The organism is Nitratireductor sp. PBL-C9, assembly GCF_050877045.1.
GTDB lineage: Bacteria > Pseudomonadota > Alphaproteobacteria > Rhizobiales > Rhizobiaceae > Nitratireductor > Nitratireductor aquimarinus.
This window is the reverse complement of the sequence record NZ_JBPAXW010000002.1, coordinates 648,081-672,740: the sequence shown is the minus strand read 5'-3', so window position 1 is coordinate 672,740 and position 24,660 is coordinate 648,081. Positions and strand designations below refer to the sequence as shown.

Annotated in this window: 21 protein-coding genes; 9 read left to right on the top strand and 12 right to left on the bottom strand. The window is 63.8% G+C overall.

Annotated features, from left to right (window positions below; translation table 11 throughout):
- The 5 genes from ACRTG1_RS07040 to ACRTG1_RS07020 form a co-directional block, all read right to left on the bottom strand.
- Positions 1-891 carry a patatin-like phospholipase family protein gene (locus tag ACRTG1_RS07040; protein ID WP_432515974.1) on the bottom strand — a complete coding sequence of 297 codons (891 nt, stop codon included), beginning with the start codon at positions 889-891 and terminating at the stop codon, positions 1-3.
- 3 nt (positions 892-894) lie between these two features.
- Positions 895-2,244 (bottom strand): M16 family metallopeptidase, encoded by a 1,350-nt coding sequence (locus tag ACRTG1_RS07035; protein ID WP_113154333.1) that lies wholly within the window; start codon positions 2,242-2,244, stop codon positions 895-897.
- Positions 2,241-3,614, bottom strand: coding sequence for a M16 family metallopeptidase (locus ACRTG1_RS07030; protein WP_206544727.1), 1,374 nt, complete (start codon positions 3,612-3,614; stop codon positions 2,241-2,243). Before ACRTG1_RS07030 ends, ACRTG1_RS07035 begins: the two co-directional genes overlap by 4 nt.
- Before the next feature lie 88 nt (positions 3,615-3,702).
- Positions 3,703-4,257, bottom strand: coding sequence for a 16S rRNA (guanine(966)-N(2))-methyltransferase RsmD (gene rsmD, locus ACRTG1_RS07025; protein ID WP_206544726.1), 555 nt, complete (start codon positions 4,255-4,257; stop codon positions 3,703-3,705).
- Between the two features lie 3 nt (positions 4,258-4,260).
- Positions 4,261-6,228 carry a pseudouridine synthase gene (locus ACRTG1_RS07020; protein WP_432515973.1) on the bottom strand — a complete coding sequence of 656 codons (1,968 nt, stop codon included), beginning with the start codon at positions 6,226-6,228 and terminating at the stop codon, positions 4,261-4,263.
- A gap of 199 nt (positions 6,229-6,427) precedes the next feature.
- On the opposite strand from ACRTG1_RS07020, the gene ACRTG1_RS07015 reads away from it, so the two are divergent.
- On the top strand, positions 6,428-6,856 hold the full coding sequence (locus ACRTG1_RS07015) for a nucleoside deaminase (RefSeq protein WP_297562497.1): 429 nt from the start codon (positions 6,428-6,430) through the stop codon (positions 6,854-6,856).
- Between the two features lie 87 nt (positions 6,857-6,943).
- Here ACRTG1_RS07015 and ACRTG1_RS07010 read toward each other — a convergent pair whose 3' ends face one another.
- From ACRTG1_RS07010 to ACRTG1_RS06995, 4 genes are all read right to left on the bottom strand, one after another.
- Positions 6,944-7,618, bottom strand: coding sequence for a hypothetical protein (locus tag ACRTG1_RS07010; protein WP_206544724.1), 675 nt, complete (start codon positions 7,616-7,618; stop codon positions 6,944-6,946).
- A 211-nt stretch (positions 7,619-7,829) separates the two neighbouring features.
- Positions 7,830-10,742, bottom strand: a complete 2,913-nt coding sequence (ileS, locus tag ACRTG1_RS07005) for an isoleucine--tRNA ligase (protein WP_432515972.1) — start codon at positions 10,740-10,742, stop codon at positions 7,830-7,832.
- A 227-nt stretch (positions 10,743-10,969) separates the two neighbouring features.
- Positions 10,970-11,968 carry a bifunctional riboflavin kinase/FAD synthetase gene (locus tag ACRTG1_RS07000; protein WP_432515971.1) on the bottom strand — a complete coding sequence of 333 codons (999 nt, stop codon included), beginning with the start codon at positions 11,966-11,968 and terminating at the stop codon, positions 10,970-10,972.
- Between the two features lie 12 nt (positions 11,969-11,980).
- Complete coding sequence (locus ACRTG1_RS06995; protein WP_113154329.1) at positions 11,981-12,841, bottom strand: TIGR01459 family HAD-type hydrolase; 861 nt, start codon at positions 12,839-12,841, stop codon at positions 11,981-11,983.
- Positions 12,842-13,078: 237 nt separating this feature from the next.
- On the opposite strand from ACRTG1_RS06995, the gene ACRTG1_RS06990 reads away from it, so the two are divergent.
- From ACRTG1_RS06990 to hisG, 4 genes are all read left to right on the top strand, one after another.
- Complete coding sequence (locus ACRTG1_RS06990; RefSeq protein ID WP_432515970.1) at positions 13,079-15,010, top strand: pilus assembly protein TadG-related protein; 1,932 nt, start codon at positions 13,079-13,081, stop codon at positions 15,008-15,010.
- A 90-nt stretch (positions 15,011-15,100) separates the two neighbouring features.
- Positions 15,101-16,570, top strand: a complete 1,470-nt coding sequence (hisS, locus tag ACRTG1_RS06985) for a histidine--tRNA ligase (RefSeq protein ID WP_113154327.1) — start codon at positions 15,101-15,103, stop codon at positions 16,568-16,570.
- Positions 16,571-16,781: 211 nt separating this feature from the next.
- Positions 16,782-17,903: an ATP phosphoribosyltransferase regulatory subunit gene (locus ACRTG1_RS06980; protein WP_432515969.1), complete on the top strand. Its 1,122-nt coding sequence runs from the start codon at positions 16,782-16,784 to the stop codon at positions 17,901-17,903.
- Complete coding sequence (gene hisG / locus ACRTG1_RS06975) at positions 17,900-18,592, top strand: ATP phosphoribosyltransferase (RefSeq protein WP_206544718.1); 693 nt, start codon at positions 17,900-17,902, stop codon at positions 18,590-18,592. The genes ACRTG1_RS06980 and hisG overlap by 4 nt, the downstream gene beginning before the upstream one ends.
- Before the next feature lie 127 nt (positions 18,593-18,719).
- Here the strand turns inward: hisG and ACRTG1_RS06970 are convergent, their stop codons facing one another.
- The 3 genes from ACRTG1_RS06970 to ACRTG1_RS06960 are packed head-to-tail and all read right to left on the bottom strand — an operon-like array spanning position 18,720 to position 21,600.
- Positions 18,720-19,916 carry an MFS transporter gene (locus tag ACRTG1_RS06970; protein ID WP_317089158.1) on the bottom strand — a complete coding sequence of 399 codons (1,197 nt, stop codon included), beginning with the start codon at positions 19,914-19,916 and terminating at the stop codon, positions 18,720-18,722.
- A gap of 41 nt (positions 19,917-19,957) precedes the next feature.
- Positions 19,958-20,272, bottom strand: a complete 315-nt coding sequence (locus ACRTG1_RS06965; protein ID WP_113154323.1) for an ArsR/SmtB family transcription factor — start codon at positions 20,270-20,272, stop codon at positions 19,958-19,960.
- 59 nt (positions 20,273-20,331) lie between these two features.
- A complete protein-coding gene (locus ACRTG1_RS06960; protein WP_432515968.1) occupies positions 20,332-21,600 on the bottom strand; it encodes a DNA recombination protein RmuC in 1,269 nt (422 codons plus the stop codon).
- A gap of 200 nt (positions 21,601-21,800) precedes the next feature.
- Here ACRTG1_RS06960 and def point away from each other — a divergent pair, with 200 nt between their 5' ends.
- The 4 genes from def to truA all read left to right on the top strand — a co-directional run bounded on the left by def (position 21,801) and on the right by truA (position 24,650).
- A complete protein-coding gene (def, locus tag ACRTG1_RS06955) occupies positions 21,801-22,331 on the top strand; it encodes a peptide deformylase (RefSeq protein ID WP_113154321.1) in 531 nt (176 codons plus the stop codon).
- Between the two features lie 137 nt (positions 22,332-22,468).
- Entirely contained in the window at positions 22,469-23,404 is a 936-nt protein-coding gene (gene fmt, locus ACRTG1_RS06950; RefSeq protein WP_432515967.1) for a methionyl-tRNA formyltransferase, read from the top strand.
- Positions 23,401-23,904 (top strand): GNAT family N-acetyltransferase, encoded by a 504-nt coding sequence (locus tag ACRTG1_RS06945; protein ID WP_432515966.1) that lies wholly within the window; start codon positions 23,401-23,403, stop codon positions 23,902-23,904. The genes fmt and ACRTG1_RS06945 overlap by 4 nt, the downstream gene beginning before the upstream one ends.
- A 2-nt stretch (positions 23,905-23,906) precedes the next feature.
- Complete coding sequence (gene truA, locus ACRTG1_RS06940; protein WP_113154318.1) at positions 23,907-24,650, top strand: tRNA pseudouridine(38-40) synthase TruA; 744 nt, start codon at positions 23,907-23,909, stop codon at positions 24,648-24,650.
- The last annotated feature ends 10 nt before the right edge of the window (positions 24,651-24,660 follow it).

The window sequence follows — 24,660 nt, the reverse complement described above, 5'->3', positions numbered from 1 at the left end:
CTAAACCCGCGCTTTCTCGAAATTCGCAACGGCGGCCTCAACCGCCCGCTTCAATTCATCCCGAATGCGCTCTGTTTCACCGAGAATGGCCTCGACCTTCATGAAATCAAGCACCCGGAACCGCGAAACCGGCGGACGGATGAGAATGTCGGGCCGCCCGTGTTCCAGCTTCATAGCGATGATCGACATCATCATCAGCTGGCTCGCACCGAACATGAGCTCGATGGAGGTCGGCGGCTTGCCGCCCGTATCGGACGGAGAGCCCACCACATCGACGGCGATCAGAATATCGGCCTCGCCATCGATCAGGTCGAACGGAACCGGATTGTAGATGCCGCCATCGATCAGGGTGCGCTTGTTGCGCTCGATCGGGCGGAAGACGGCGGGAATGGCGGCGGAAGCGGCCAGCGCCTCCACCAGCGGACCTTGATCCAGAACGACCAGAGAATGGCCAAAGTAGTCCGTCGCGGTAACCTTGAGCGGGATTGCCAGCTCCTCGAAGGTCTCCGGCACCTCAGGCGGCAGGAAGGCGCGGATGATGCGTTCGGCATTGAACTGACCAACGCGGAAACCGCCTTCCATCATCTCGGCGAAATTGCCGGGCCGCGCCTTCCACAGGCGGCTGGCGACTTCCGTGCGGCTGCTGAGGATCGCGCGCGCATGGGCATGGATGTCCGTGCCGCGCATGCCGGCGGCAAAGCCCGCGCCCATCAGCGCTCCGATGGAGGAACCGGCGATGACGGTCGGCTTGATCCCCAGTTCATCGAGCGTTTCGATAACATGAAGATGCGACAGGCCGCGTGCGCCACCACCACCGAGCGCCAGCGCGAAAGTCGGCCCGCTGCCGCTTCCCTCGCCGCCTGTCTTGCCTTTCGTCACCGCCGTTTCCATCGCTTACTCTCCGCCTTGCTTCGCCGGTCCAACCACGAGAAGCGCTGGCTTCTGCGTCAGGAGGCGTGTTGCCGCCTCCTTTACGTCATCCAGTGTTACCGCGTTGATAAGATCGGCACGGCGCTCGATATAATCAACACCCAGATCATCCTCCTGCAGGCCGACAAGCGTGCGGGCAATCGCCGTGGAGGAATCCAGATTGTTGATCGCATAGGAACCGATCACATAGGTCTTGGCTGTGTCGAGCTCTTCCTGCGTCGGCCCTTCATCGCGCAGACCCGCGATCACCTCTTCCATCACCGCAAGCGTTTCATCCGCCTTCTCGGAGCTGGTGGCCGTCTGGATCGCCAGAGACTGGGCGTGGTCGCGGCTCATCAGATAGGACGATGCGCCATAGGCAAGACCGCGCTTCTCGCGCACTTCCTGGAACAGACGCGAAGAGAACACGCCGCCGCCGAGGATCTGGTTCATCAGATAGGCGGAGAAGAACTCCGGATCGTCCCGCTCGATGCCGGGATAGACGAGACGCAGCGTGGTCTGCGGCAGGGGATAGTCGACGCGGACTTCCTGACCGAGCTTCGGTTCGATGTCTTCCACGACCTGCAGCTCCGCCTCTTCCGGGAGCGCGCCGAACACCGTGTCGAGCACGGCGGCCAGACGCTCGGCGTCAATGTCACCGACAACGCCGATGGTGAGGTTGGAGCGGCCAAAGACGCGTTTGTGGAACGCCTTCAGGTCTTCCGGCGTGATGCTCGCAAGCGTCTCCAGCGTGCCTTCCGTCGAACGCGCATAGGGGTGATCGCCATAAAGCGCCTTGGCCAGCGCTTCCCCGCCCTGCTTGCTCGGATTGCGCTCGTCGGCGCGAATGCCAACGGCGATCTGGCTGCGGATGCGCTCCACCGGGTCGATGTCGAAACGCGGGCTGGTCACCGCCAGACGCACGAGATCAAGCACCTCATCGCTGTTTTCCGAAAGCATCCGCACCTGGCCGGAGATGGCGTCGGAGCTCGCATTGAACGACATTTCCGCGCCGAGTTCTTCCATCTTCGTCTGGAAGGCGTCGGAATCGAGGTCGCCCGCACCTTCATCGAACAGGCCCGTCATCAGGTTCGCCAGACCGGCCTTGCCGTCCGGATCCTGCGCAGCACCGCTGTCGAACGAGAACTGCATGGTGATGATCGGCAGCGAATGGTCCTCGACCAGCCACGCCTCAACGCCCTTTTCGGAGGAAACCTCCTGGATTTTCACCGCGGCCTGAACAGGCCCGGCAACGAGAATAAGGGCCAGCAGCGTTCCGGCCTTGAAAAAACTGCGCATGAAAGCACCCGGTATGAAATTCAATGTCTGGCTCATGAACGCTCTTCCCCTTCGGGAAGGAGATAGCCTTTGACCGCACGGTCAAGGTCCAGATAGCGCTCGGCCGCAGCCTTCACGTCTTCCACCGTCACGGCATCAAGCCGCTCGGGCAGGCTCGTAACGTCCTCGACCGTTCCGCCGGTGGTCAGCACCGCGCCGAACAGGTTTGCGCTGCGCACCTGGCTGTCGCGCAGGAAGATCTGGTCGCGCTGGATCTTGGTGCGCGCCGTGTCGAGTTCTTCCTGGGTAACACCCTCGTTCTTGATCTTCTCGATCTGCGCGATGATCGCCTTCTCGACGGTCGCCAGATCCGCGTCGCCACGCGGCTGGCCATAGAGAACGAGCGCGGAATAGTCATAGGCCGAGCCCTGCAGATAGCTGCCGGCGCTTGCCGCGACACCCTGCTTGACCACGAGTTCCTGATAGAGACGGCTGCGCAGCCCCTCGCCCAGGATTTCCGAGAGAATGGCAACGGCCTCGAACTCGCCCTTCTCGGCGGTCCGGTAGGAGGGCACGAACCAGTTGATCGAAAGGTTCGGCACGCTCACGCGCGGATCGCGCAGCGACACTTCGCGTGCGGTCTTCTGCACCGGCTCCATGGGGCGCGCACGCGGCGCAAGGTCCGGCCCGCGCGCGATCTTGCCGTAGGTTTCCTCGGCCATCTCGCGCACGTTCTCTGGGTCCACATCGCCGGCGACCACCAGAACGGCGTTGTTGGGCGTGTAGAAGCGGTCGTAGAAGCTCTTCAGGTCGTCATGGGTCAGACCCTCGATTTCCTGCTGCCAGCCGATCACCGGAATTCCATAAGGGTGGTTCTGGTAAAGCGTGGCGTTCAGCTCTTCCGACAGGATGGAGGACGGCACATTGTCGACGCGCTGGTGGCGTTCTTCGAGAACCACCTTGCGCTCGGTCTCGATGTTTTCTTCCGAAAGCACCAGATTGCGCATGCGATCCGCCTCAAACTGCATCATTTCCGGCAGTTCCGAGGGGGCGACCTGCTGGTAATAGGCCGTGAAATCGTAGGATGTGAAGGCGTTCTCATTGCCGCCGACCGCAGCGATGGCGTCGGAGAACTCGCCCGAAGGATAGGTGCTCGTGCCCTTGAACATCAGATGTTCGAAGAAATGGGCGATGCCCGATTTTCCCGGATCCTCATCGGCGCTGCCAACCTTGTACCACAGCATATGGGTGGCGACAGGTGCCCGGTGATCCGGGATCACGACAACTTCGAGGCCGTTCTCTAAGGTGAAACTGGAAACGGCAGTGTCGTCCTTGGCTTCCTGCGCGATGGCTATGGACGGCGCTGCAACTGCAACGATAACTGCGAATGCCGCATGACGCGCGACACCCGCGATGGGATTTTTCATGGACAAGCCCTGTTTGTTTCTGGTGTGCCCGCGCACAATGGCACGAGCTCATAACAGGGCAAAGCTATCGGTGCAAAAGTGACGAAACTCAGGCGAGCTCGACAAAGCTCGCACAGGAGGTGCCATATTCACGCCGCTCGATAAGGCGGAATCCCTCCGGCGGCTGGAAGGGAGAACCCGCTGCTTCCTCGACCATGATCAGCGCTTCGGGCTTCAGCCAACCGCCTGAACGGGCCGCTGCAAGCGCCTGTTCTCCAAAGCCTTTGCCATAGGGCGGATCGGCCAGAACGAGGTCGAATGGCAGCATCGTCCCCACCTCGCCGAGACGCGTTGCATCACGGCGAAAGATCTTGCTGCGGCCCTGAAGGCCAAGATTCTCGACATTGGTGCGGATCAGGGCGCGGGCCGCCGCCGCTTCTTCCACGAAAAGGGCAAATGACGCCCCCCGCGAAAGCGCTTCCAGCCCGAGCGCGCCCGTGCCGGCGAAGAGGTCGAGAACACGCGCATCCTCGATGCGGTCCGCATAACGGTGCTCAAGAATGTTGAACAGCGCCTGCCGTGTGCGGTCCGTCGTCGGCCGAATGGCGTCCGAAGCGGGCGTCACCAGATTGCGGCCGCGAAACTCTCCACCCACAATCCGCATGGCCTAGCTGTCCCGACCCGGCTTCTTGCCCGCAGGACGCCCCTTGCCCGGGCGCGGCGCGCCACCCGGCTTGCCTGCTCCGGGTTTGCCAAAGGATTTTCCCGCTCCCGGCTTGCCGCCCGGTTTTCCAAAGCTTTTCCCACCGGGCTTGCCGCCCTTTGCGAAACGCGGCTTGTCACCCGATGCTGGACGGTCATCGCGCGAGCGGAAAGGCCTGTCCTGACGGTCCCCGCGTCCTTCACCGGACGGTTTTCCGTCCCGCGAGAAGCGCGGCCTGTCATTGCCGCCGGAGCGCTCGTCACGATCCGGACGGCCCTTGCCGAAAGGCTTGTCGCCACGCGGGCGGAAAGGCCTGTCCTCGCGGTCGCCGCGTCCCTCGCCCGACGGTTTGCCGCCACGGGCAAAACGCGGCCTGTCGCTGCCACCCGAACGCTCGTCACGATCCGGACGGCCCTGTCCGTAAGGCTTGTCGCCGCGCGGACGGAAAGGCCTGTCCTCGCGGTCGCCGCGTCCCTCGCCCGACGGTTTGCCGCCACGGGCAAAACGCGGCCTGTCGCTGCCACCCGAACGCTCGTCACGATCCGGACGGCCCTGACCGTAAGGCTTGTCGCCGCGCGGACGGAAAGGCCTGTCCTCACGGTCGCCACGTCCCTCGCCCGACGGTTTGCCGCCACGGGCAAAACGCGGCCTGTCGCCGCCACCCGAACGCTCGTCACGCTCCGGGCGGCCCTGACCGTAAGGCTTGTCGCCACGCGGGCGGAATGGCTTGCCGCCGCGCTCTGCGCCGCCCGGCTTCGGCCCGCGCTTCATCGGCTGATCGCCGGCGGCTTCCGCCTCGGCCTGTTTCTTCTTGCTCAGCGGCCGGGCGCCGGGCGCCATCCAGACGTGGCTGCCACGGTTCTGGCGCGGTCCACGCTCTTCCTCGCGGCGGGCCGGACGCGTCTGCAGACGGTCACGGGCGGCTTCGCGTTTGTCTTCACGGTCGCGCTTGCGGTTCTTGATGAAGATCTTGCCGCCATCGCGTTCACGACCGGCCTGCTTCTCCTCGGCCTCGGCCTCGCGCTGCTTGTAGCCTGCGCGCACCGGCTTGTTGGAGAACGGGGTCGTGATGGGCGCATCGAAATTCGCACCGGCCTTCTCGACCAGACGCTCGCCAAGCTGCTCGCGCAGGGTGCGGCCCTTTACTTCCTGCACCTCGCCTTCGGCCAGCGCACCAAGCTGGAAGGGACCGTAGGAAATGCGGATCAAGCGCGTGACCTCAAGGCCCAGCGCGCCAAGCACGTTCTTGACCTCACGGTTTTTGCCTTCGCGCAGGCCCAGCGTCAGCCAGGCATTGCTGCCCTGCTCGCGGTCAAGCGACGCCTCGATCGCGCCATAGAACACGCCATCAACGGTAATGCCGTCCTTGAGGCCTTCAAGCGCCGTCGCATCGACCTTGCCGTGAACGCGCACGCGGTAGCGGCGCAGCCAGCCCGTTTCGGGCAGTTCCAGCGCGCGGGCCAGACCACCATCATTGGTCAGAACCAGAAGGCCCTCGGTGTTGATGTCCAGACGGCCGACCGTGATCAGACGCGGGAGCCCTTCGGGCAGCGTGTCGAAAATGGTCTTGCGGCCCTCGGGGTCGCGGTTGGTCGTAACGACACCGCCCGGCTTGTGGAACAGGAAGAGACGCGTGCGCTCGACTGCCGGCAGCGGCTCGCCATCCAGCAGGATGCGATCGGAATCCCCGACATTGAATGCGGGCGTCGTCAGCACCTTTCCGTTCACCGAAACACGACCGGCCTCGATGATCGCCTCGGCGTCGCGGCGCGAGGCAACGCCCGCGCGCGCCAGCCGCTTGGCGATGCGCTCGGTGCCGGCCCTGTCAGCGTCCTGCGGGGCCGCGTCCTTCCGGTGAGCGGATTTCTGCGGTTTGTCTTCCCGGTTTGTATCTTGGGGCCGGTTCGTGTCTTTGGATCGGTCGTTCGTCATGATGGCCTTTTGCCCTGGGTCTCCGCAATGCGCACTATGCGGCGGAAACGCTCCAGTAAATTAAATCAGAGATCGCACGGCGCGAAAATCGATTCCGATTTCAAACCCGATGCTATAGAGGCGGCTAGGTATCAAGTCGCAGTGCCACTTGCGAGCAAAAAGATTGAGCAGACCGACGAAAGCGAACTACACCGGCTTCATGGATGCCGCCCTCGAAGAGGCGCGGCTTGCCGCCGAACGCGGCGAAGTGCCGGTCGGCGCAGTGATTGTCCATGACGGTGCGATCATCGCCCGCGCCGGCAACCGCACCCGCGAATGCAACGATCCCACCGCCCATGCAGAAATCGTCGCCATTCGCGAGGCCTGCGAAAAACTCGGTTCCGAGCGCCTGACCGGCGCTGATCTTTACGTGACGCTGGAACCCTGCGCCATGTGCGCCGGCGCAATCTCGTTCGCCCGCATCCGCCGCCTCTATTTTGGCGCAAGCGACGAGAAAGGCGGTGCCGTCACCAGCGGTGCGCGCTTCTACACGCTTCCCACCTGCCACCACGCGCCGGATGTCTATCCCGGCATCGGTGAAGCAGACGCGGCCAAAATGCTCAAGAGCTTCTTCAAGAAGCAGCGTTGAACGAAACCAGCCTGCTGACGAAAACAGCGGGCCATGGCCCGCTGTGTCTCAATTGATGATCATTCGGCAATGATCATTCGGCGATGATCAGCCGCCCCAGGGCCAGAGACGGCCCAGGTCGAATCCGCCGCCGCCCTTCTGTGCGGCCTTCTTGGCTTCGCGGGCCTTCTTGGCCTCATCGTCACCCAGCACACCTGTCGGCGCGGTGTCTGCCGGCTGGCGATAGGTTGTCGGCGGCTCGCTCAGATAGCGGCGCTGCGTCGGCGTGCCCTGTGCGGAGACGGATGCGGCGCGGCGCTTGAAATATTCCTCGCGCTGCTTCTTGGCGACTTCGGGATTGATGAAGCCGTCATCGCTGCGCGCGTTCACGCCAATGTCGCGCTCGACGGGCGACTTGTAGAAGCGGTTGTCCTGGTTCTCGGTGGCTTCGGCGCGGATGCGGGCAAGCCGCTCTTCCGGCGATTCGGGCCATGCCGGGTTCGATGTCGAAGCCACGTTTTCCTGCGGCGGCGGCAGAACCTCGGTGGAGGACGGCATCACGATGCCGGCGCGCGGCTTGTATTCGATCTTCTCCCTGTCACGCGGACCAAGAGAGAGAACACCCGTCACATCCTCGATAAGCTGCTGGTCGGCCGTTTTGTCGGTGCCATAGGTCGGAGACCCCATGCAGCCGGACAAAAGGACAGCCGAAAGGCACAGCGCGCCCGAAGCCGCAACCGCGCGCACGGAAGGCCGTGACGTTGTGGTTTCCGTTCTCTTCACTGCCACCTCTCTCCCAGAGTGCCGCCGCTCGGGCTTGGCAATCTGCTTGTCGTCCATTGTTCCAGACCGTCGGGGTATTCAGTTTCCGCGTGTCGCGCATGAATCCGGCGACAACGTGGCGTCCCTACCCGGCGGCATTTGTAGCGAAGGCGACCGCGGGAAGCAATCGGCAGCGCCGAAGCTTCCCCCGTATCCGCGAACGCCTGCCCGCCTAAAGGCGGCCAAGCGCCTGCAGTTCATGCAGCGCAGCCGCATCGCGCGCCGACACTTCCGGGAATGCGGGATCGGAGCCCACATCGTCCGTGTAGCGCCAGGAGCGCGCGCATTTCTCTCCACCGGCCCGCGCGAAGACAACACCGACACCCGGCACATCTTCAAGCGTGAACGCATCGGCCGGCGGCGCTTCGTGCCGCACGTCGATGCCGCTGGTGATGCAGATATCGGCCATGTCGCGATCGGCGATGGCCTGCTGCAGGCCCTCATCGTTCACATAGACGACCGGAGCGGCCTCCAGCGAGGAGCCGATGGTCTTTTCCTTGCGTTCGATCTCGAGCGCGCCCGTCACGACACGACGCACCTGGCGGATCTTGCGCCATTTCTCGGCCAGCGCATCGTCGCGCCAATCCTGCGAAATCGCCGGGAACTGCTCCAGATGAACGGAGCGCGCATCGGGATGACGCTCAAGCCATGCCTCTTCCATGGTGAAGGGCAGCATCGGCGCAAGCCAGGTGACGAGGCAGTCGAACAGCGTGCGGACCACCTGAAGCGACGCCTTGCGGCGCACGCTCGACGGCGCATCGCAGTAAAGCGCGTCCTTGCGAACGTCGAAGTAGAACGCCGACAGTTCCACGACCATGAAGTCGAGCAAGGTGCGGATGATCCGCTTGAAGTCGAAATTGTCGTAGCCCTTGCGCACCACCTCGTCGAGTTCGGCGAGGCGGTGGAGCATCAGGCGCTCCAGCTCCGGCATCTCGGCGAAAGGCACATCCTCGCCCGTGTCGTGGGCGAGCGTGCCCAGCATCCAGCGGGTCGTGTTCCTGAGCTTGCGATAGGCGTCGACATTGGTCTGGATGACCGATTTGCCGAGGCGCTGGTCTTCCCAGTAATCGGTCGTGGCGACCCACAGACGCAGAATGTCTGCGCCCGACTGGTTCATGATGTCCTGCGGCACCACGGTGTTGCCCAGCGACTTCGACATCTTGCGGCCGTCCTCGGCCATGGTGAAGCCATGGGTGATGACCGTGTCGTAAGGCGCCCTGCCCCGCGTCGCGCAGCTTTCCAGAAGCGAGGAGTGGAACCAGCCGCGATGCTGGTCGGACCCTTCCAGATAGACATCGGCGGGCCATTTCAGGTCCGGCCGGTCTTCCAGGGTGAAGGTGTGCGTGGAACCGGAATCGAACCACACATCCAGAATGTCCATCACCTGCTTCCAGGGCTCGCTGGCGCGCTCGCCGAGGAAGCGCTCGCGCGCGCCTTCGGCAAACCATGCATCCGCGCCCTCGGCCTCGAAAGCGTCGAGAATGCGCTGGTTGACGGCCTCGTCCTTCAGCACATTGCCGTCTTCATCGGCAAACACGCAGATCGGCACGCCCCAGGCGCGCTGGCGCGACAGCACCCAGTCGGGACGGTCGGCGATCATGGCGCGCAGGCGCGCCTGACCGGCAGAAGGCACGAAACGGGTCTCGTCAATGGCCTTCAGCGCGCGCGAACGCAGCGTCGATGCATCGCCCAGATCCTTGTCCATATAGACAAACCACTGCGGCGTGTTGCGGAAGATGACCGGCTTCTTGGAGCGCCAGGAATGCGGATAGGAGTGTTTTAGCCGCCCGCGCGCGAACAGCATGTTCTTCCCGATCAGCGCTTCGATGACCGCCTTGTTGGCGTCGCCCTTCTTGCCCTTGTCGTCGATGACGCGGGCCGGACCGCCTTCGCGGTCGGGACCGAAGCCCGGCGCATCCTTGGTGAAGTAGCCGGCGTCGTCCACGGTGAAGGGGATCGCCGGGTCGATGCCGCGCGCCTGCAGGTCGCGCGCGCAATCCATCCAGGCGTCAAAGTCTTCGCGGCCATGGCCCGGCGCGGTGTGCACGAAGCCCGTACCCGCATCGTCGGTGACATGATCACCCGGCAGAAGCGGAACGGTGAATTCGTAACCGCCGCCAACGCCCTTGAGCGGATGCGCGCAGACCATCGCGCCGAGTTCGGCAGCCGACACATCGCGCAGGCGCTTGTACTCAAGCTTCGCCTTGGCAAACGACTCTTCTGCCAGCGCATCGGCAAAGATCAGCTTTTCGCCGGCCTGCGGCCCAAAATCGTTCTCCGCACCGGTGACCTCGTAAAGGCCATAGGAGATGCGCGACGAATAGGAGACGGCGCGGTTGCCCGGGATCGTCCAGGGCGTGGTGGTCCAGATGACAACGCATGCGCCGTCAAGATCCGCAGCGCCATCGATCAGCGGAAACTTCACCCAGATCGTGTCGCTCTCGTGATCGTGATACTCGACCTCGGCCTCGGCCAGCGCCGTGCGCTCGACCACCGACCACATCACCGGCTTGGAGCCGCGATAGAGCTGGCCCGACATGGCGAATTTCAGAAGCTCGCCGGCGATCCGGGACTCTGCGTGGAAATCCATCGTCTTGTAGGGCTTCTTGAAATCGCCCTCGATGCCCAGCCGGAGGAACTCATCCGACTGGACCTGGATCCAGTTGGCGGCGAAGTCACGGCATTCCTGACGGAACTCGTTGACCGGAACCTCGTCCTTGTTCTTGCCCTTGGCGCGGTACTGTTCCTCGATCTTCCATTCGATCGGCAGACCGTGGCAATCCCAGCCGGGCACATAGTTGGAATCATATCCGCGCATCTGGAAGGAGCGCGTGATGATGTCCTTGAGAACCTTGTTCAGCGCGTGACCGATATGGATGTTGCCATTGGCGTAGGGCGGGCCGTCATGCAGCACGAATTTGGGACGCCCGGCGGCATCCTCGCGCAGCAGGCGGTAAAGGTCCATGTCCTGCCAGCGCTCAACGAGCTGCGGCTCCTTCTTGGGAAGGCCGGCGCGCATCGGAAACTCGGTCTGCGGCAGGTTGAGGGTTTTGGAATAATCGATCTTTTCGGACGTCTCGGTCATTGTCTCGCCATGAGATGGGCAAAGCAGCGAAGGGCTTCGCCATAGCCATTATCGTAAAACGGAAAAAGCGCGTTTGACGCGCGACAAACCCCGGACCTTCCGCGACGCTCAGGCCGCACGGAAGGCCGGGCCAATAATTCGTATGGCAATCGGTATGAAACCGGCGCGTGTCATCATGGGAACGGCTTTTAGCCGAGGCGGGCCGAAGAATAAAGAGGCGATTGGCGTCAGCCGGCCAGCCCCTCGAACGCCAGCGCCAGATCGAGCGGCCCATGGGGTTTGACATCGCCAAGCAATGCGCGCGCTTCCGCCTCGTCGCGCTTCATCTGCGCGATCAGCGGATCAAGCCCGTCGAACTTCACCTCGCCGCGCAGAAAGCCGAACAGCGAAACCGAGCAGGTTTCGCCGTAAAGATCGCCGTCGAAGTCGAACAGGAAGGTTTCGAGCAACGGCGCACCATCTTCGGTCACCGTCGGGCGGCGGCCAAAACTCGCCACCCCATTGTGCAGGCTGCCATCGGCGCGGCGAAACCGCACCGCATAGATGCCGTGGCGCAGCTCCGCATCCGGCGCGAGCGCCATATTGGCGGTGGGAAAGCCCAGCGTGCGGCCAAGCTTCTGCCCGCCGGTCACCTCTGCCTCCACCGTAAAGCGATAGCCCAGAAGCCCGGCAGCCTCCGCCACCTCGCCCCCGGCCAGAAGGCCACGGATGCGGCTTGATGAAATGACCGCCCCGCCCTCGTCGGAATAGGCGTCGACTACAGTGACGCCAAAACCATTGTCCCGTCCGGCCTCGGCCAGCACCGCCGGTGTGCCGCTGCGGTTCTTGCCAAAATGGAAATCGAAGCCCGTCACCACATGCGATATGCCGAGCCCGTCGACCAGAACCGTTTTGACAAAATCCTGCGGCGACAGGCCGGAGAAGCCACGGTCGAACGCCTGCTCGACCACGGCGTCAAAGCCCAGCGCGCCCAGAAGCCGCGCCTTCATCGGCGCAGGCGTGAGGCGAAAGAGCGGCACGTCCGGTCGAAACACCTGGCGCGGATGCGGCTCGAAAGTGAGCACCAGCGCCGGCACGTTTTCACGCGCGGCGATCTCCAGCGCAGGCTCAAGCACCGACTGGTGCCCGCGATGCACGCCATCGAAATTGCCGATGGCCACCACCCCGCCGCGCAGCGCGGCAGGCAGGCCTTTCACATCGGCAATGCGTTCGATCGGACCGGCCACGCGCAAACCCTGCTATTTGAGCCGTGGAATGGCCGCGACGGGATTGTGGCCATGGGTTTCCAGGAACGCGGCGAGGCGCTCGGCCTCCGGTCCCTGGCCATTGCCATATTCGCGCGCATGAATGCCGTCGGTGACGAACAGCACGTCGATGCCATACTGATCCGCGCCCTTCACGTCGGTCAGCACGCCATCGCCGATGGCCAGCGCCTTGTCGCGTTCAAGCTCACGTCCCATGATCTCGCCCGCCGCCTTGAACGCAGCCTCGTAGATCGGGCGATGCGGCTTGCCCGCAATCAGCGTGCGCCCGCCAAGAAGACCGTAATCGCGCGCCAGCGCGCCGGCGCACCAGATGAGCCGGTCGCCACGCTCGACAATGATGTCGGGATTGGCGCAGATGAAAGGCAGATCGCGCATCCGAAGGCGCTCGAGCATCTGCGCATAATCTTCAGGCGTCTCGTTCTCGTCGTCGAACAGGCCCGTGCAAACGACGCCGGACGCCTCGAAATCCTCGACCAGCTCCACGTCGATCCCGTCGAAAATCGCATGATCGCGGTCAGGCCCGATGTAAAAAAGCCGGCGCGGGGCGCTACGGATCAGATCGCGCGTCACATCGCCGGACGTCACCACCCGGTCCCACGCGTCATCGGGAACGCCGAGCACGCCAAGCTGCTCTTCGACGCCCTGATGCGGCCGCGGCGAATTGGTGATCAGCACCACCGCCTTGCCGGCGGCCCGCGCCCGCGATAACGCGGCGCACGCTTCGGGAAAGATGGAAACGCCGTTGTGGATCACGCCCCAGACGTCGCAGAGAACGGCATCGTAAGAGCCGGTAAGGCGGTCGAGCGTGTCGATAATCTGAGGTGCTTGCGGCATGGGGGAAATATTCGTCTCAAGCATTGGGAGGTCCGGTGAGAAAAGCGCAGGCCCGGAATTATCGGATGCGGGCTTCACTGTCACCCGGTTTTATCACCGCACCCCGGAACTGTCACACATTCGAACAGTGCGGTTAACCTGCCGGGAACCACAAAAACCGACGCGATCGCACTAGTTACGACCGGTTAAGCACTCTACGTGGATGTTTAGCCAGCACTGTAACTTGGGGTGGCACAAATGCTCAGGAATTTCGTGCATGACCGTCGCGGCAATTTCGCCATGATGACGGCGCTGATGATGGCGCCGATCATGGGTGTGACCGCGCTCGCAATCGACTACAGCCAGGTTTCCCGCCAGCGACAGATGACGCTCAACGCGCTCGACGCTGCGGGCATCGCCACGGCCCGATATCTGACGCAGGGCGCGACCGACGCCGAGGCCGAGGCCTATGCGCAGGATTTCTTCGAGGCCAACCTCGGCGGCGTGAAACCCGAAAACGCGACACTCCTGATCACCCTGCCGAACCAGAACACTGGCGGCGGGACGCTGAAGCTGGAGGCGCAGCTCAAATACGCGCCGATCTTCTATCCCGTGTTTCAGAAGCTGCGCGGAGAAAACCCGGGCGGCGACACGAAGATCGACTTCAGGGCCCAGAGCGAGGTTCGGCTCAAGAACACGCTGGAAGTCGCACTCGTGCTCGATAACTCCGGCTCCATGGGCTACACCGGCACCGGCTCCTCCGAAAAACGCCTCGCCATCCTGAAAAGCGCCGCCAAGGAACTGGTCAAGACCATCGCAAAGGAAGGCGCGCAGATGAAGCAGGTGCAAAAGCCGGTTCAGTTCGGCGTCGTGCCCTTCGCCGCTTCGGTCAATGTCGGCCCGGACAACGCAACCGCCACATGGATGGACACGGACGGCCGCTCGCCGATCCACCACGAGAATTTCGACTGGTCGACCATGGCTGCGTTCGATGCGGAAAAGCGCGTCGAACAGAGCAACGGCATTTATTACAAGCGCGGCGAAAACTGGGGCGCTGAAGCCGGCCAGAAGGTCACCCGTTTCACGCTTTACGACGACATCAAGCGCGTTACCAGCACATCAACGGACTGGGCCTATGAATGCACCCGCTTCTACAGTGACGGCTCGTGCAGACGGTATGGCTGGGTGGAGAAAACGACCCGCACACATGGTTCGTTCGCCAGCTGGGGCGGGTGCGTGGAGATGCGGCCCTATCCGCTCAACATCAACGATGCTCCAGCCGACCGCACCAGACCCGAAACGCTTTTCGTGCCCATGTTCGCACCGGACGAAACAGACAAGACCGACGGCAACCGTCGCCCGGCAAACAACAACTGGTGGGATGACTTCACCAGCGGCTCCACCAGCGCGGCCTATGATCAGGCCTATATGCCGAAATACTATGACGACACATATGAAACCCGCGCCATGGGCATGGACGAAGGACCGAATGCAAGTTGCAGCACCAAGCCCATCACGGCGCTGACCGATGTGGGCTCGACCACGGGCCTCAACAAGATCTACACCGCCATCGACGCGATGGAAGCCAATGGCGCGACCAATGTGACCGAGGGGCTGGCATGGGGCTGGCGGGTCGTTTCAGGACGCGCGCCCTTTTCCGAAGGCCGCCCCGACAACGAGACGGGCAATGACAAGGTGGTCATCGTGCTGACCGATGGCGCAAACACCTATTACACGCCCGGCAGCGTGTCGGCCCAGGACTATTCGGGCTCCTATTATCGCTATGGCGGCAATGATCTGGCCGGTTCCAGATCGATCTATTCGAACTATGGCTATGTGCGAAACCGCGCCGGCAACAGCCGCCTTTTCGATGGGGCAACCGGTGCGAGCAGCTATGACTATTCCAACGGCAACTACTCCAAAGCCATGACCTCCCATATGAGTGCGATCTGCGAGAATGCGAAGTCGGACAAGATCATGGTCATGACCGTTGCACTGGACCTTGATGCGACCGACGCCAATGAGAAAAAGCAGATCGACGCACTCAAAACCTGCTCCTCCGAGTCGCGCACCCGCAAGGACGGCAATGGCAAGCCGGTTAAGCTTTTCTGGAACGCCACCAGCGGCGATCTGGACGACGCCTTCAAGGCCATTGGCGACGAACTCTCCAACCTGCGCATTGTCGGCTGACGCCGCCCTTGCCGCTTTGGCCATGATCGGTTAGGACAGCCGCGCCCCCTTCCGGGCGCGGTTTTCTTCATTTTACGGACGGATTTCGACATGGCTAAAAAGGCTGACAAGACCCGGGCGAGGCTCCCACGCGGCTTTGTCGACCGCCATGCGAGCGACATTCGCGCCGTCGAAGAGATGAACGCGCGGATCCGCGAGGTCTATGAGCGTTATGGTTTCGACCCGATCGAGACCCCGATCTTCGAATACACCGATGCGCTCGGCAAGTTCCTGCCGGATCAGGACCGGCCCAATGAAGGCGTGTTCTCGCTGCAGGACGACGACGAGCAGTGGCTTTCGCTGCGCTACGACCTGACCGCCCCGCTGGCGCGTCACGTGGCCGAGAATTTCAACGACATCCAGCTTCCCTACCGCACCTACCGGGCGGGTTATGTGTTCCGCAACGAGAAGCCGGGACCGGGCCGTTTCCGCCAGTTCATGCAGTTCGACGCCGACACGGTGGGCGCGCCGGGCGTGGCCGCCGATGCCGAGATGTGCATGATGATGGCCGATGTGATGGAAGCGCTGGGCATTGCGCGCGGCGACTATGTGATCCGCGTCAACAACCGCAAGGTTCTCGACGGCGTGATGGAAGCCATTGGCGTTTCCGAAGACGGCCAGAAGCTGACCGTGCTGCGCGCCATCGACAAGCTGGACAAGTTCGGACCGGAAGGCGTGAAACTGCTTCTCGGCCCCGGTCGCTGGGACGGCGGCAAGGAAGGCGAAGGCGACTTCACGAAGGGCGCCGGGCTGGATGATGCAAACGCACAGATCGTTCTCGACTACATCGACGGCAAGGCCGGTGGTCTCGAGAACCCGACCTTCCAGTCGGGCGCTTCCGAACTGGCGCAGATCGAAAGCCTGTGCCGCGCAGCCGGCTACGATGAGAGCCGCATCAGCATCGACCCCTCCGTCGTGCGCGGCCTCGAATATTACACCGGTCCCGTTTTCGAGGCCGAGCTGACCGCCGAAATCCCCAACGAGAAGGGCGATATCGTGCGCTTCGGCTCCGTTGGCGGCGGCGGGCGTTATGACGGGCTCGTGTCGCGCTTCCGTGGCCAGCCGGTTCCGGCAACGGGTTTCTCCATCGGCGTATCGCGCCTGATGACAGCGCTGAAGAACCTCGGCAAGCTCGGTCAGGACCCCGTGCTGCCGCCCGTGCTTGTCACCGTCATGGATGGCGACACGGAAGCCATGGCGAAATACCAGCAGTTCACGCAGAAACTGCGCGCTGCCGGCATTCGCGCCGAGATGTATCAGGGCAACTGGAAGAAATTCGGCAACCAGCTGAAATATGCCGACCGGCGCGGCAGCCCGGTCGCCATCATTCAGGGGGCGGACGAGCGCGCCAATGGCGAGATCCAGATCAAGGACCTGCTTGAGGGCAAGCGGCTGTCCGCCGAGATCGAAAGCAATGAAGAATGGCGCGAGGCGCGCGTGGCGCAGCTGACCGTCAGCGAAGACGAGCTGGTGGATGCGGTGCGCAAGATGCTCGCCGCACAGGCCGGCGAGGCGGCGTGATGACAGCCGCCATCGCAAGTTTCAGCAGCGCAGCGCTCGCCCCTCACCCTTACCCTCTCCCCGCCAGCGGGGAGAGGGAGACATCAACCTTGCGGCCATCTTCCTTCTCCCCGCAGGCGGGGAGAAGGTGCCGGCAGGCGGATGAGGGGCAGCGCCGACGCCAGATATCGGGCGAAAACCTTGCCCGCAGCGTGAGGCGGGAGATCGCCCGATGACCTTGCGTGCACCCGACTTCGCCGACGAGATCGTAGCGATCTTCGAAGAACGCGATGCGGCGCTGACCGACATCGCCATCATCCAGCCGGCCGATCCGTTTCTGGACATGGCCGGCGAGGATCTGCGGCGCCGCATCTTCCTGACGGAGAGCGAGACCGGAGCCAATCTTTGCCTCAGGCCGGAATTCACCATTCCCGTCTGCCGCGACCACATCGACAAGCGCGCCGCCACGCCGCAGCGCTATGCCTATCTGGGCGAGGTGTTCCGCCAGCAGCGCGAAGGCGGTGCGGAATTCCTTCAGGCAGGCATTGAGGATCTGGGCACAAGCGACCGGGCGGGAGCCGATGCGCGTTCGCTGGCCGATGCGCATGCGCTTCTGACACGCGTTCTGCCGGGCGAGACACTGTCCGTGACGCTTGGCGATCAGGCGGTGTTTGAAGCGGTGCTGGCGGCCCTTGGCCTGCCGCGCGGCTGGCAGATGCGCCTCACCCGCGCCTTCGGCTCGCAGACGCTTTTACAGGCGGCGCTCGACGACCTCGCCAATCCGCAGGGCACGGCCAATCTGCCGCGCGCGATTGCCGGTCTGGTGGCGCGGGGCGATGAGGCAGCCCTTGCCGAACATGTCGGCACGGTCATGGAAGAGACCGGCCTTTCGCCATCCGCCGGGCGCACGCCCGAAGAGATCGCCCGTCGCCTGATCGAAAAGGCCGAGCTGCGCAGCGTTCGGCTGACGGACGAGGCGATGAGCGCGCTCAAGGCGTTCGTCTCCCTGCGCGTGCCCTTTGCCGAGGCCGGCGAGCGGCTTTCGGCCTTCGCCACCGACAACGGGCTGATCCTCGACGACGCGCTCGAAACCTTTGCCGCGCGTGCCGAACGCATCGAGGCCGAGGGCCTGCCGCTCGACGCGCTGACCTATGACGCCGGCTTTGGCCGTCCGCTCGATTACTACACCGGTTTCGTGTTCGAGATCGCCGCTTCGGATGCAGTGCAGCCGCTGGCCGGCGGCGGGCGCTATGACCGGCTCCTGACGCTTCTGGGCGCAGAGACGCCCATTCCCGGCGTCGGCTTTTCCATCTGGCTCGATCGCGTTGCAGCACTCAGGGAGACGGCGGCATGAGCATCACCATCGCCCTGCCCTCCAAGGGCCGCCTCAAGGAAAACGCGCTGGCCCAGCTCGAAAAGGCCGGCCTGACCGTTCACCTGCCGGAAAACGACCGCAGCTACCGCGCGACGCTGGAAGGCGTGGACGGCGTGGAGATCGCGTTCCTTTCCGCATCCGAAATCGCCCGTGAGCTGGAGCGCGGCACGGTCGACCTCGGCGTGACCGGCGAAGATCTGGTGCGCGAAACCATTCCCGACTGGGAACGCAAGGTGGAGATCGCCGCGCGGCTGGGCTTTGGCCGGGCAGACGTGGTGGTTGCGGTGCCGGAAGTCTGGTTCGACGTGGCCACCATGGCCGATCTGGACGATGTGGCCGCCGATTTCCGCCACCGCCACGGACGCCGCCTGCGGATTGCCACGAAATACTGGCGGCTGACGCAGCAGTTCTTCTCGCAGAAGCACGGCATTCAGGTCTACCGCATCGTGGAAAGCCTCGGCGCGACCGAAGGTGCGCCGGCAGCCGGTTCCGCCGACATCATCGTCGACATCACCTCGACCGGCTCGACGCTCGACGCCAATCACCTGAAGGTGCTCGACGATGGCGTGATCCTGCGTTCCGAAGCCTGCCTCGTGGCAGCGCTGCGCGAGCGTCCGGCAGCCGACGCCGCGGCGCTGGAAGCGTTGACGGCCCGCTTCTCGGTCTAGAGTTCTTGCGCAATTCCGGACGGAAAACCGGTGCCCGCTTTTCCTGGAATTGCTCTGGACATTTCACAGCCAGAGATTTTTCCCGTTTTCGCGAGAATTCGGGAAAAATCGCGGGAATTCGCTCGTTTTAGTGCGTTTTCGGAAATTTTGGACGGGCCATGAAAGAGGCCGTCCAGAACGCCCCCACCATCACCAGCGTGGCTGCGAAGGCGAGCATCAGATAGAGATCATAGCCGCCGCTTGCCGCCCACAGCGCGGCGACGCCCAGCGGGGCCAGCGCCTCGATCGTGCGTGACGGCGTGATGAGCGCGCCGTTGATCGCGCCATAGGCCTCGCGGCTCAGCATTTCGGGAACGGCAAGGCCGCGCACAATGGTCATCATGCCATTGGCTGCGCCGTAAACGGCTGCAATCGCCGCGATCAGAAGCACGTGCGGCGGCGCGAAGGCATAGCCCAGAAGCACCAGCGGAAACACCGCGACCATGGCAGCGCCGATGAGGCGCACGGGCGCATTGGGCGCAAACGTCCAGATCACGATGCGGCCCGCCACCTGCGCCGGGCCGATGACCGCGACGATGCTCACCACTTCGGCGGCACTCAGCCCCCGCTCCAGAAGCAGCGGATAGATGTGGAAGCTCAGGCTGGAGAACACCCCGGCGTAAAGCACCAGGAACAGCGCCAGCGCCCAGAACACCGGCTGACGAAACGCCCAGAACACCGCTTCGCGCCCGTTCATGGCCGGCCGTGCGCCCTCGGCTGCCGGCTCCTTCGGCCTGTCGCGGGCAGGATCGATCACCGCGAAATAGAGGCTCGCGCACACAAAGGCGTTGATCGCGCCCAGCACCATCAGCGCACCGCGCCAGCCGAGCGTCGCGATGAGCCATTGCACCAGCGGCACGAAAACCGTGCTGGCAAAACCGCCCCACAGGGTGAGCGCGGTGATGGCGCGCCGCGCCTCAAGCGCACCGACGCGGCGGGCAAGCACCGCAAAGGCCGGCTCGTAAAGCGTTGCCGCCTGAAGCCCGCCCAGAAGCGGCACAACCACATAGAAGAAGGCAATGCTGTCGACCTGCGACCACAGGAGATAGAGGAGCCCCGCCGTCAGCGATGCGCCGCTCATGACCCAGCGCCCATAGCCCCGGTCGATGGCCGCGCCGACCGGATAGGCGGCGAAGGCTGCCAGAAGAAGCCCCGCCGTCGCACCGCCGTAAAGAAGCGGCTTCGACCAGCCGAGTTCGATGCGCATGGCTTCGGCAATGAGCGGGAAACTGTAGAAGATCGAACCCCAGGAACAGATCTGCGCGATGCCGAGCGCCGTAATCATGCGCCTGTATCCAGGCTCAGCGGTCCGGGCGCGCGCCATCGTCAGTTTTCCCCGGAGCTCTGGGGCTGGCAGCTTTCGACACAGCATTCGTCCACGAGATAACCGATCAGTGCATGCATGGCCGGGTAATGCGCCCGGCAGATCAGCGTGGTGCCCTGCCGCTCGCGCGTGATGAGGCCGGTTTCCAGAAGCTTCTTGCAATGATGCGAAAGGGTGGAGGCGGGCATGGAAAGCCGCTCCTGCAACCCGCCGACGGGCATGCCCTCGCCACCCGCACGCACAAGCATGCGGTAGATGCGCAACCGCACCGGATTGCCGAGCGCTTCAAGCTGGGAGGATGCGGTTTCAAGTTCCATGGTACGGACGCCTAAATCCCAGCGCCCGCACTGTCAATCTTATTTCGAAAATATTCGAACTATTCATCCACGACGCGCAGGCGCAGCTGGCCGGAGCCGGGACCGCCCTCGCCGGTCGGTGGTTTTGGCGCAAGGCGATTGTCGTCCTTTGCCGGTTTCTCCGCCTCGCCCGCGCCCAGTTCCAGCGCCTCGATCTTCTCGCCGCGCTTGGTGACCTTTTCGGTCGAGGTCAGGATCTGATCGATGTCGCGATTGGCCTGCATGAAATGGGTTTGCAGCTTGCGCACCCTTTCATCAAGCCGGCCCACATCCTGCATCAGCCGCACCACCTCGGCCTGAATCAGATGCGCCTGCTCACGCATGCGCGCATCCTTGAGCACTGCCTGAATCACCTGGATCGACAGCATGAGCAGCGACGGAGAAACGATCACCACGCGGGCGCGGTGGGCGCGCTGAACGAGGTTTTCGAAATTCTCGTGGATCTCGGCGAAGATCGATTCCGAGGGCACGAACATGAACGCCGTGTCCTGCGTTTCGCCGGTAAGGAGGTATTTTTCCGAAATCGCCCTGATATGCACATCGATATCGCGCCGGAACGCCGCCTCCGCCCCCTTGCGCGCTTCGGGACTGCCGCCCTCGCCTTCCGAGGCGGCGCGAATGGCGTTCCACGCCTCAAGCGGAAACTTGGCGTCGATCACCAGCGACGGCGCGTCATTGGGCATCTTCACCACGCAGTCGGGCCGGCTGCCATTGGAGAGCGTGGCCTGAAACTCATAGGCGCCATGCGGAAGACCATCGGCAATGATCGCCTCCATGCGCGACTGGCCAAAGGCCCCGCGCGTCTGCTTGTTGGAGAGGATCTGCTGGAGCTGCACCACCTGGCCGGCAAGCGACTGGATGTTGTTCTGTGCGGTATCGATGACCGCCAGCCGCTCCTGCAGCTTCGCCAGATTCTCATGTGTCGACTTGGTTTGCTGGTTAATGGACTGGCCAAGGCGCGTGCTCATGCCATCAAGCCGCTCCGACAGGGCGCGGGTGAGTTCGGCCTGCCGGTTGCCGAACACTTCGGCAATCGACCCCATGCGCCCCTGCAACTCGGCCTGCGCCCGTGTGAGCTCGACCATGCGCGCCTCGGCCTCGCGGGCATGTTGCGCCGCTTCCGCGGCTGCGACCGCGCGCGCCCGTGCAGCGCGCCAGAGCCCGGCGATCAGCAGGAGCATGAGACCAAAGAGCAGAGCGCCGCCAGCCAGCAACAGCTGCCCCAGCGTGAAGGTGCTCGCGCCGAGCTGCGCCACCGGTGCTGCGAAAATGTCGGACATCTGCTTCATCCCGCCATGTTGGAAGCATGGGACCGAAAGGTGAAAACCGGGTTCGGCTATTCCGATGCTCGCTCAATAATTTAGATCGCTCATCGCGCGTCCGAACGGGACACAGGGCGATCTGGTGGATTCGGGATAGCACTATAAGATCAAAACGTGAACAGGCATTGTGTATTGACGTTCCGCCGGTCAGGGCTTACCTGACAGCCATGACCATCAAACCGCTTGTTCTTCTTCCGGACCCGATCCTGCGCGAAACCTCCAAATCGGTGGAGCGCTTTGACGATCAGTTGCGCACATTCGCCGACGACATGCTGGCGACCATGTATGACGCGCCGGGCATCGGCCTTGCCGCCATTCAGGTTGGCGAGCCGCTTCGCATGCTGGTGATCGACGTTGCCGAGAAGGACGAAGAGCCGGCTCCGCTCGTGGTCATCAACCCCGAAATCGTGGCCAGCACCGATGCGCGCAACGTGCATGAGGAAGGCTGCCTTTCCATTCCCGATTACTATGCCGAGGTGGAACGCCCGGCCGGTGTGACGGTGAACTACTTCGATGTCGACGGCAAAGAGCAGACGGTGGAGGCCGACGGCCTGCTCGCCACCTGCCTGCAGCACGAGATCGACCACCTGAACGGCGTTCTGTTCATCGACTATCTGTCGAAGCTGAAGCGCGACATGGTGGTGCGCAAGTTCAGGAAACTCGCCAAGGACCGCCCGCCCGCGCGCATGGTCGGCTGACGCCGCCCCTCTGCTGCCGCGACCGATACGGGCATTTCCGCCTGCGGGGCTTGACCTTCAACCGGTAAATCCGCTTCAAGCACCCGCATGGGCGCTGATGCGCTCATTTCGTTTACTGGACGCATCGGACACGCGGCATGGCACTTCGTCTCATCTTCATGGGCACACCGGATTTCTCGGTCGCCACCCTTCAGGCGCTGGCCGGGGCCGGTCACGAAATCGTGGCCGTCTACTCCCAGCCGCCGCGCCCCGCCGGACGGCGCGGGCTTGAGCTGACCAAATCGCCCGTGCACCGCGCCGCCGAGGAACTGGGCATCGAGGTGCGCACGCCCAAATCGCTGAAAAGCGAGGAAGAACAGGCAGAGTTCAGCGCGCTCAATGCGGATGCGGCGATTGTCGTTGCCTATGGCCTGCTGCTGCCCAAAGCCATTCTGGAAGGCACGCGCCTTGGCTGCTTCAACGGCCATGCCTCGCTTCTGCCGCGCTGGCGCGGCGCGGCTCCGATCCAGCGCGCGATCATGGCCGGCGATGCAGAAACCGGCATGATGGTGATGAAGATGGACGAGGGGCTGGACACCGGCCCCGTCGCCATGACGGAGCGCCTTGCCATCACCCCCGACATGACCGGCGGCGAACTGCATGACGCCATGCGCGAAACAGGCGCGGCGCTGATGGTGAAGGCGATGGATGCGCTTGAGAAAGGCGCGCTTGAACTCACGCCGCAGCCCGAAGACGGCGCGACCTACGCCAGAAAGATCCTCAAGGACGAGACACGGGTGGACTGGTCCCGTCCCGCGAAGGAAGTGCACGATCACATTCGCGGGCTCTCGCCCTTCCCCGGCGCATGGTGCGAAATGCAGTTCGGCAGCAAGCCGGAACGCGTGAAACTTCTGCGCACGGTTCTTTCCAGCGGCGAAGGCGCGCCCGGTGAGGCGCTGGACGACAAGCTGACGATTGCCTGCAGCGATGGCGCGGTGCGGCTGAGCGAAGTGCAGCGCGCCGGTGGCAAGCCGATGAAGGCCGTGGACTTCCTGCGGGGCGCGAAGCTTGAAAAGGGGACCGTGCTCCCATGAGCGCCATCACCATCCGCCCGGAGACTGAGGCCGACCGCGATGCGGTTCATGCCCTGCTGACCGCCGCCTTTGACGACGATGGCGAGGCCGGGCTTGTTGCCGCTCTTCACGCGGCGGGTGACGCCGTGCTGGCGCTGGTGGCCGAAGCCGATGACGGCGCGATCTGCGGTCATGTGCTTTTCTCGCGCCTGACCGTCGAGAGTGACGGCGGCAGCTTTCCGGCAGTGGCGCTCGCGCCGCTTGCCGTTTTGCCAGACCGCCAGCGGCAGGGCATCGGCGCGCAGCTTGTCGAGGAAGCGCATCGGCATCTCAGAGCTGCCGGCGAGACGCTTTCCATCGTGCTCGGCGAGCCGGCCTATTACGGACGTTTCGGCTACACGCATGAGGATGCAGCCGCCTTCGACAGCGACTACCAGTGCGCGGCGCTGCAGGCCGCCCTTTGGGGCGCGACACCAACAACAGGACGGCTGGTCTACGCACCGGCCTTTGGCGGGCTCTGACCATGGCGCGTTTTCGCATCGACATCGAATATGATGGCGGCCCCTATTTCGGCTGGCAGCGCCAGGCCACGCATCATTCGGTGCAGGCCGCGCTGGAGAACGCCATTCTGGCCTTTTCCGGTGAGACGGTTACGCTGTTTGGCGCAGGACGCACCGACACCGGCGTGCATGCGCTGGCGCAGGTGGCCCACTTCAACCTGACGCGTGAATGGACCGCGCGCACCGTGCAGAACGCCATCAATGCGCGGCTGGCCATGGCCAAGGAAACCGTGGCCGTGATCGAGGCCGCCGAGGTGGCCGACGATTTCGACGCCCGGTTTTCCGCCAGGGCGCGCCATTATCTCTATCGCATTCACAACCGCCGCCCGCCGCTGACGGTGGACCGCGCCCATGCCTGGCATGTGGCCGCGCCGCTGGATGTGGACGCCATGAACGAGGCGGCGCAGCGGCTGATCGGCACGCATGACTTCACCACGTTCCGCGCGGCCCAGTGTCAGGCGAAGAGCCCGATCAAGACGCTGGAAAAGCTGGAGGTGACCCGTGACGGCGCGTTTGTGGAGATCCGCGCCTCGGCCCGCTCCTTCCTGCACAATCAGGTGCGGTCCTTCGCCGGAACGCTGAAGCGTGTAGGCGAAGGCGGCTGGGACGCAGACGCGGTGACGCGGGCGCTGGAAGCACGCGACCGCAAGGCCTGCGGCCCGGTGGCGCCCCCGCATGGGCTCTACCTGACGCAGGTGGACTACTAGGCTCTGCGCC

Bases quoted from the DNA above. Each gene is read 5' to 3' on its own strand.
- ACRTG1_RS06980 (WP_432515969.1), top strand. From the start codon at position 16,782: ATGACCTTGCGTGCACCCGACTTCGCCGACGAGATCGTAGCGATCTTC.
- ACRTG1_RS06970 (WP_317089158.1), bottom strand. From the start codon at position 19,916: ATGATTACGGCGCTCGGCATCGCGCAGATCTGTTCCTGGGGTTCGATC.
- ACRTG1_RS06965 (WP_113154323.1), bottom strand. From the start codon at position 20,272: ATGGAACTTGAAACCGCATCCTCCCAGCTTGAAGCGCTCGGCAATCCG.
- hisG (WP_206544718.1), top strand. From the start codon at position 17,900: ATGAGCATCACCATCGCCCTGCCCTCCAAGGGCCGCCTCAAGGAAAAC.
- ileS (WP_432515972.1), bottom strand. From the start codon at position 10,742: ATGACCGAGACGTCCGAAAAGATCGATTATTCCAAAACCCTCAACCTG.
- ACRTG1_RS07035 (WP_113154333.1), bottom strand. From the start codon at position 2,244: ATGAGCCAGACATTGAATTTCATACCGGGTGCTTTCATGCGCAGTTTT.
- fmt (WP_432515967.1), top strand. From the start codon at position 22,469: ATGGCACTTCGTCTCATCTTCATGGGCACACCGGATTTCTCGGTCGCC.
- ACRTG1_RS07040 (WP_432515974.1), bottom strand. From the start codon at position 891: ATGGAAACGGCGGTGACGAAAGGCAAGACAGGCGGCGAGGGAAGCGGC.
- truA (WP_113154318.1), top strand. From the start codon at position 23,907: ATGGCGCGTTTTCGCATCGACATCGAATATGATGGCGGCCCCTATTTC.
- ACRTG1_RS06945 (WP_432515966.1), top strand. From the start codon at position 23,401: ATGAGCGCCATCACCATCCGCCCGGAGACTGAGGCCGACCGCGATGCG.
- ACRTG1_RS07020 (WP_432515973.1), bottom strand. From the start codon at position 6,228: ATGACGAACGACCGATCCAAAGACACGAACCGGCCCCAAGATACAAAC.
- def (WP_113154321.1), top strand. From the start codon at position 21,801: ATGACCATCAAACCGCTTGTTCTTCTTCCGGACCCGATCCTGCGCGAA.
- ACRTG1_RS06995 (WP_113154329.1), bottom strand. From the start codon at position 12,841: ATGCCGCAAGCACCTCAGATTATCGACACGCTCGACCGCCTTACCGGC.
- ACRTG1_RS07015 (WP_297562497.1), top strand. From the start codon at position 6,428: ATGGATGCCGCCCTCGAAGAGGCGCGGCTTGCCGCCGAACGCGGCGAA.
- rsmD (WP_206544726.1), bottom strand. From the start codon at position 4,257: ATGCGGATTGTGGGTGGAGAGTTTCGCGGCCGCAATCTGGTGACGCCC.
- ACRTG1_RS06960 (WP_432515968.1), bottom strand. From the start codon at position 21,600: ATGAAGCAGATGTCCGACATTTTCGCAGCACCGGTGGCGCAGCTCGGC.
- ACRTG1_RS06990 (WP_432515970.1), top strand. From the start codon at position 13,079: ATGCTCAGGAATTTCGTGCATGACCGTCGCGGCAATTTCGCCATGATG.
- ACRTG1_RS07030 (WP_206544727.1), bottom strand. From the start codon at position 3,614: ATGAAAAATCCCATCGCGGGTGTCGCGCGTCATGCGGCATTCGCAGTT.
- hisS (WP_113154327.1), top strand. From the start codon at position 15,101: ATGGCTAAAAAGGCTGACAAGACCCGGGCGAGGCTCCCACGCGGCTTT.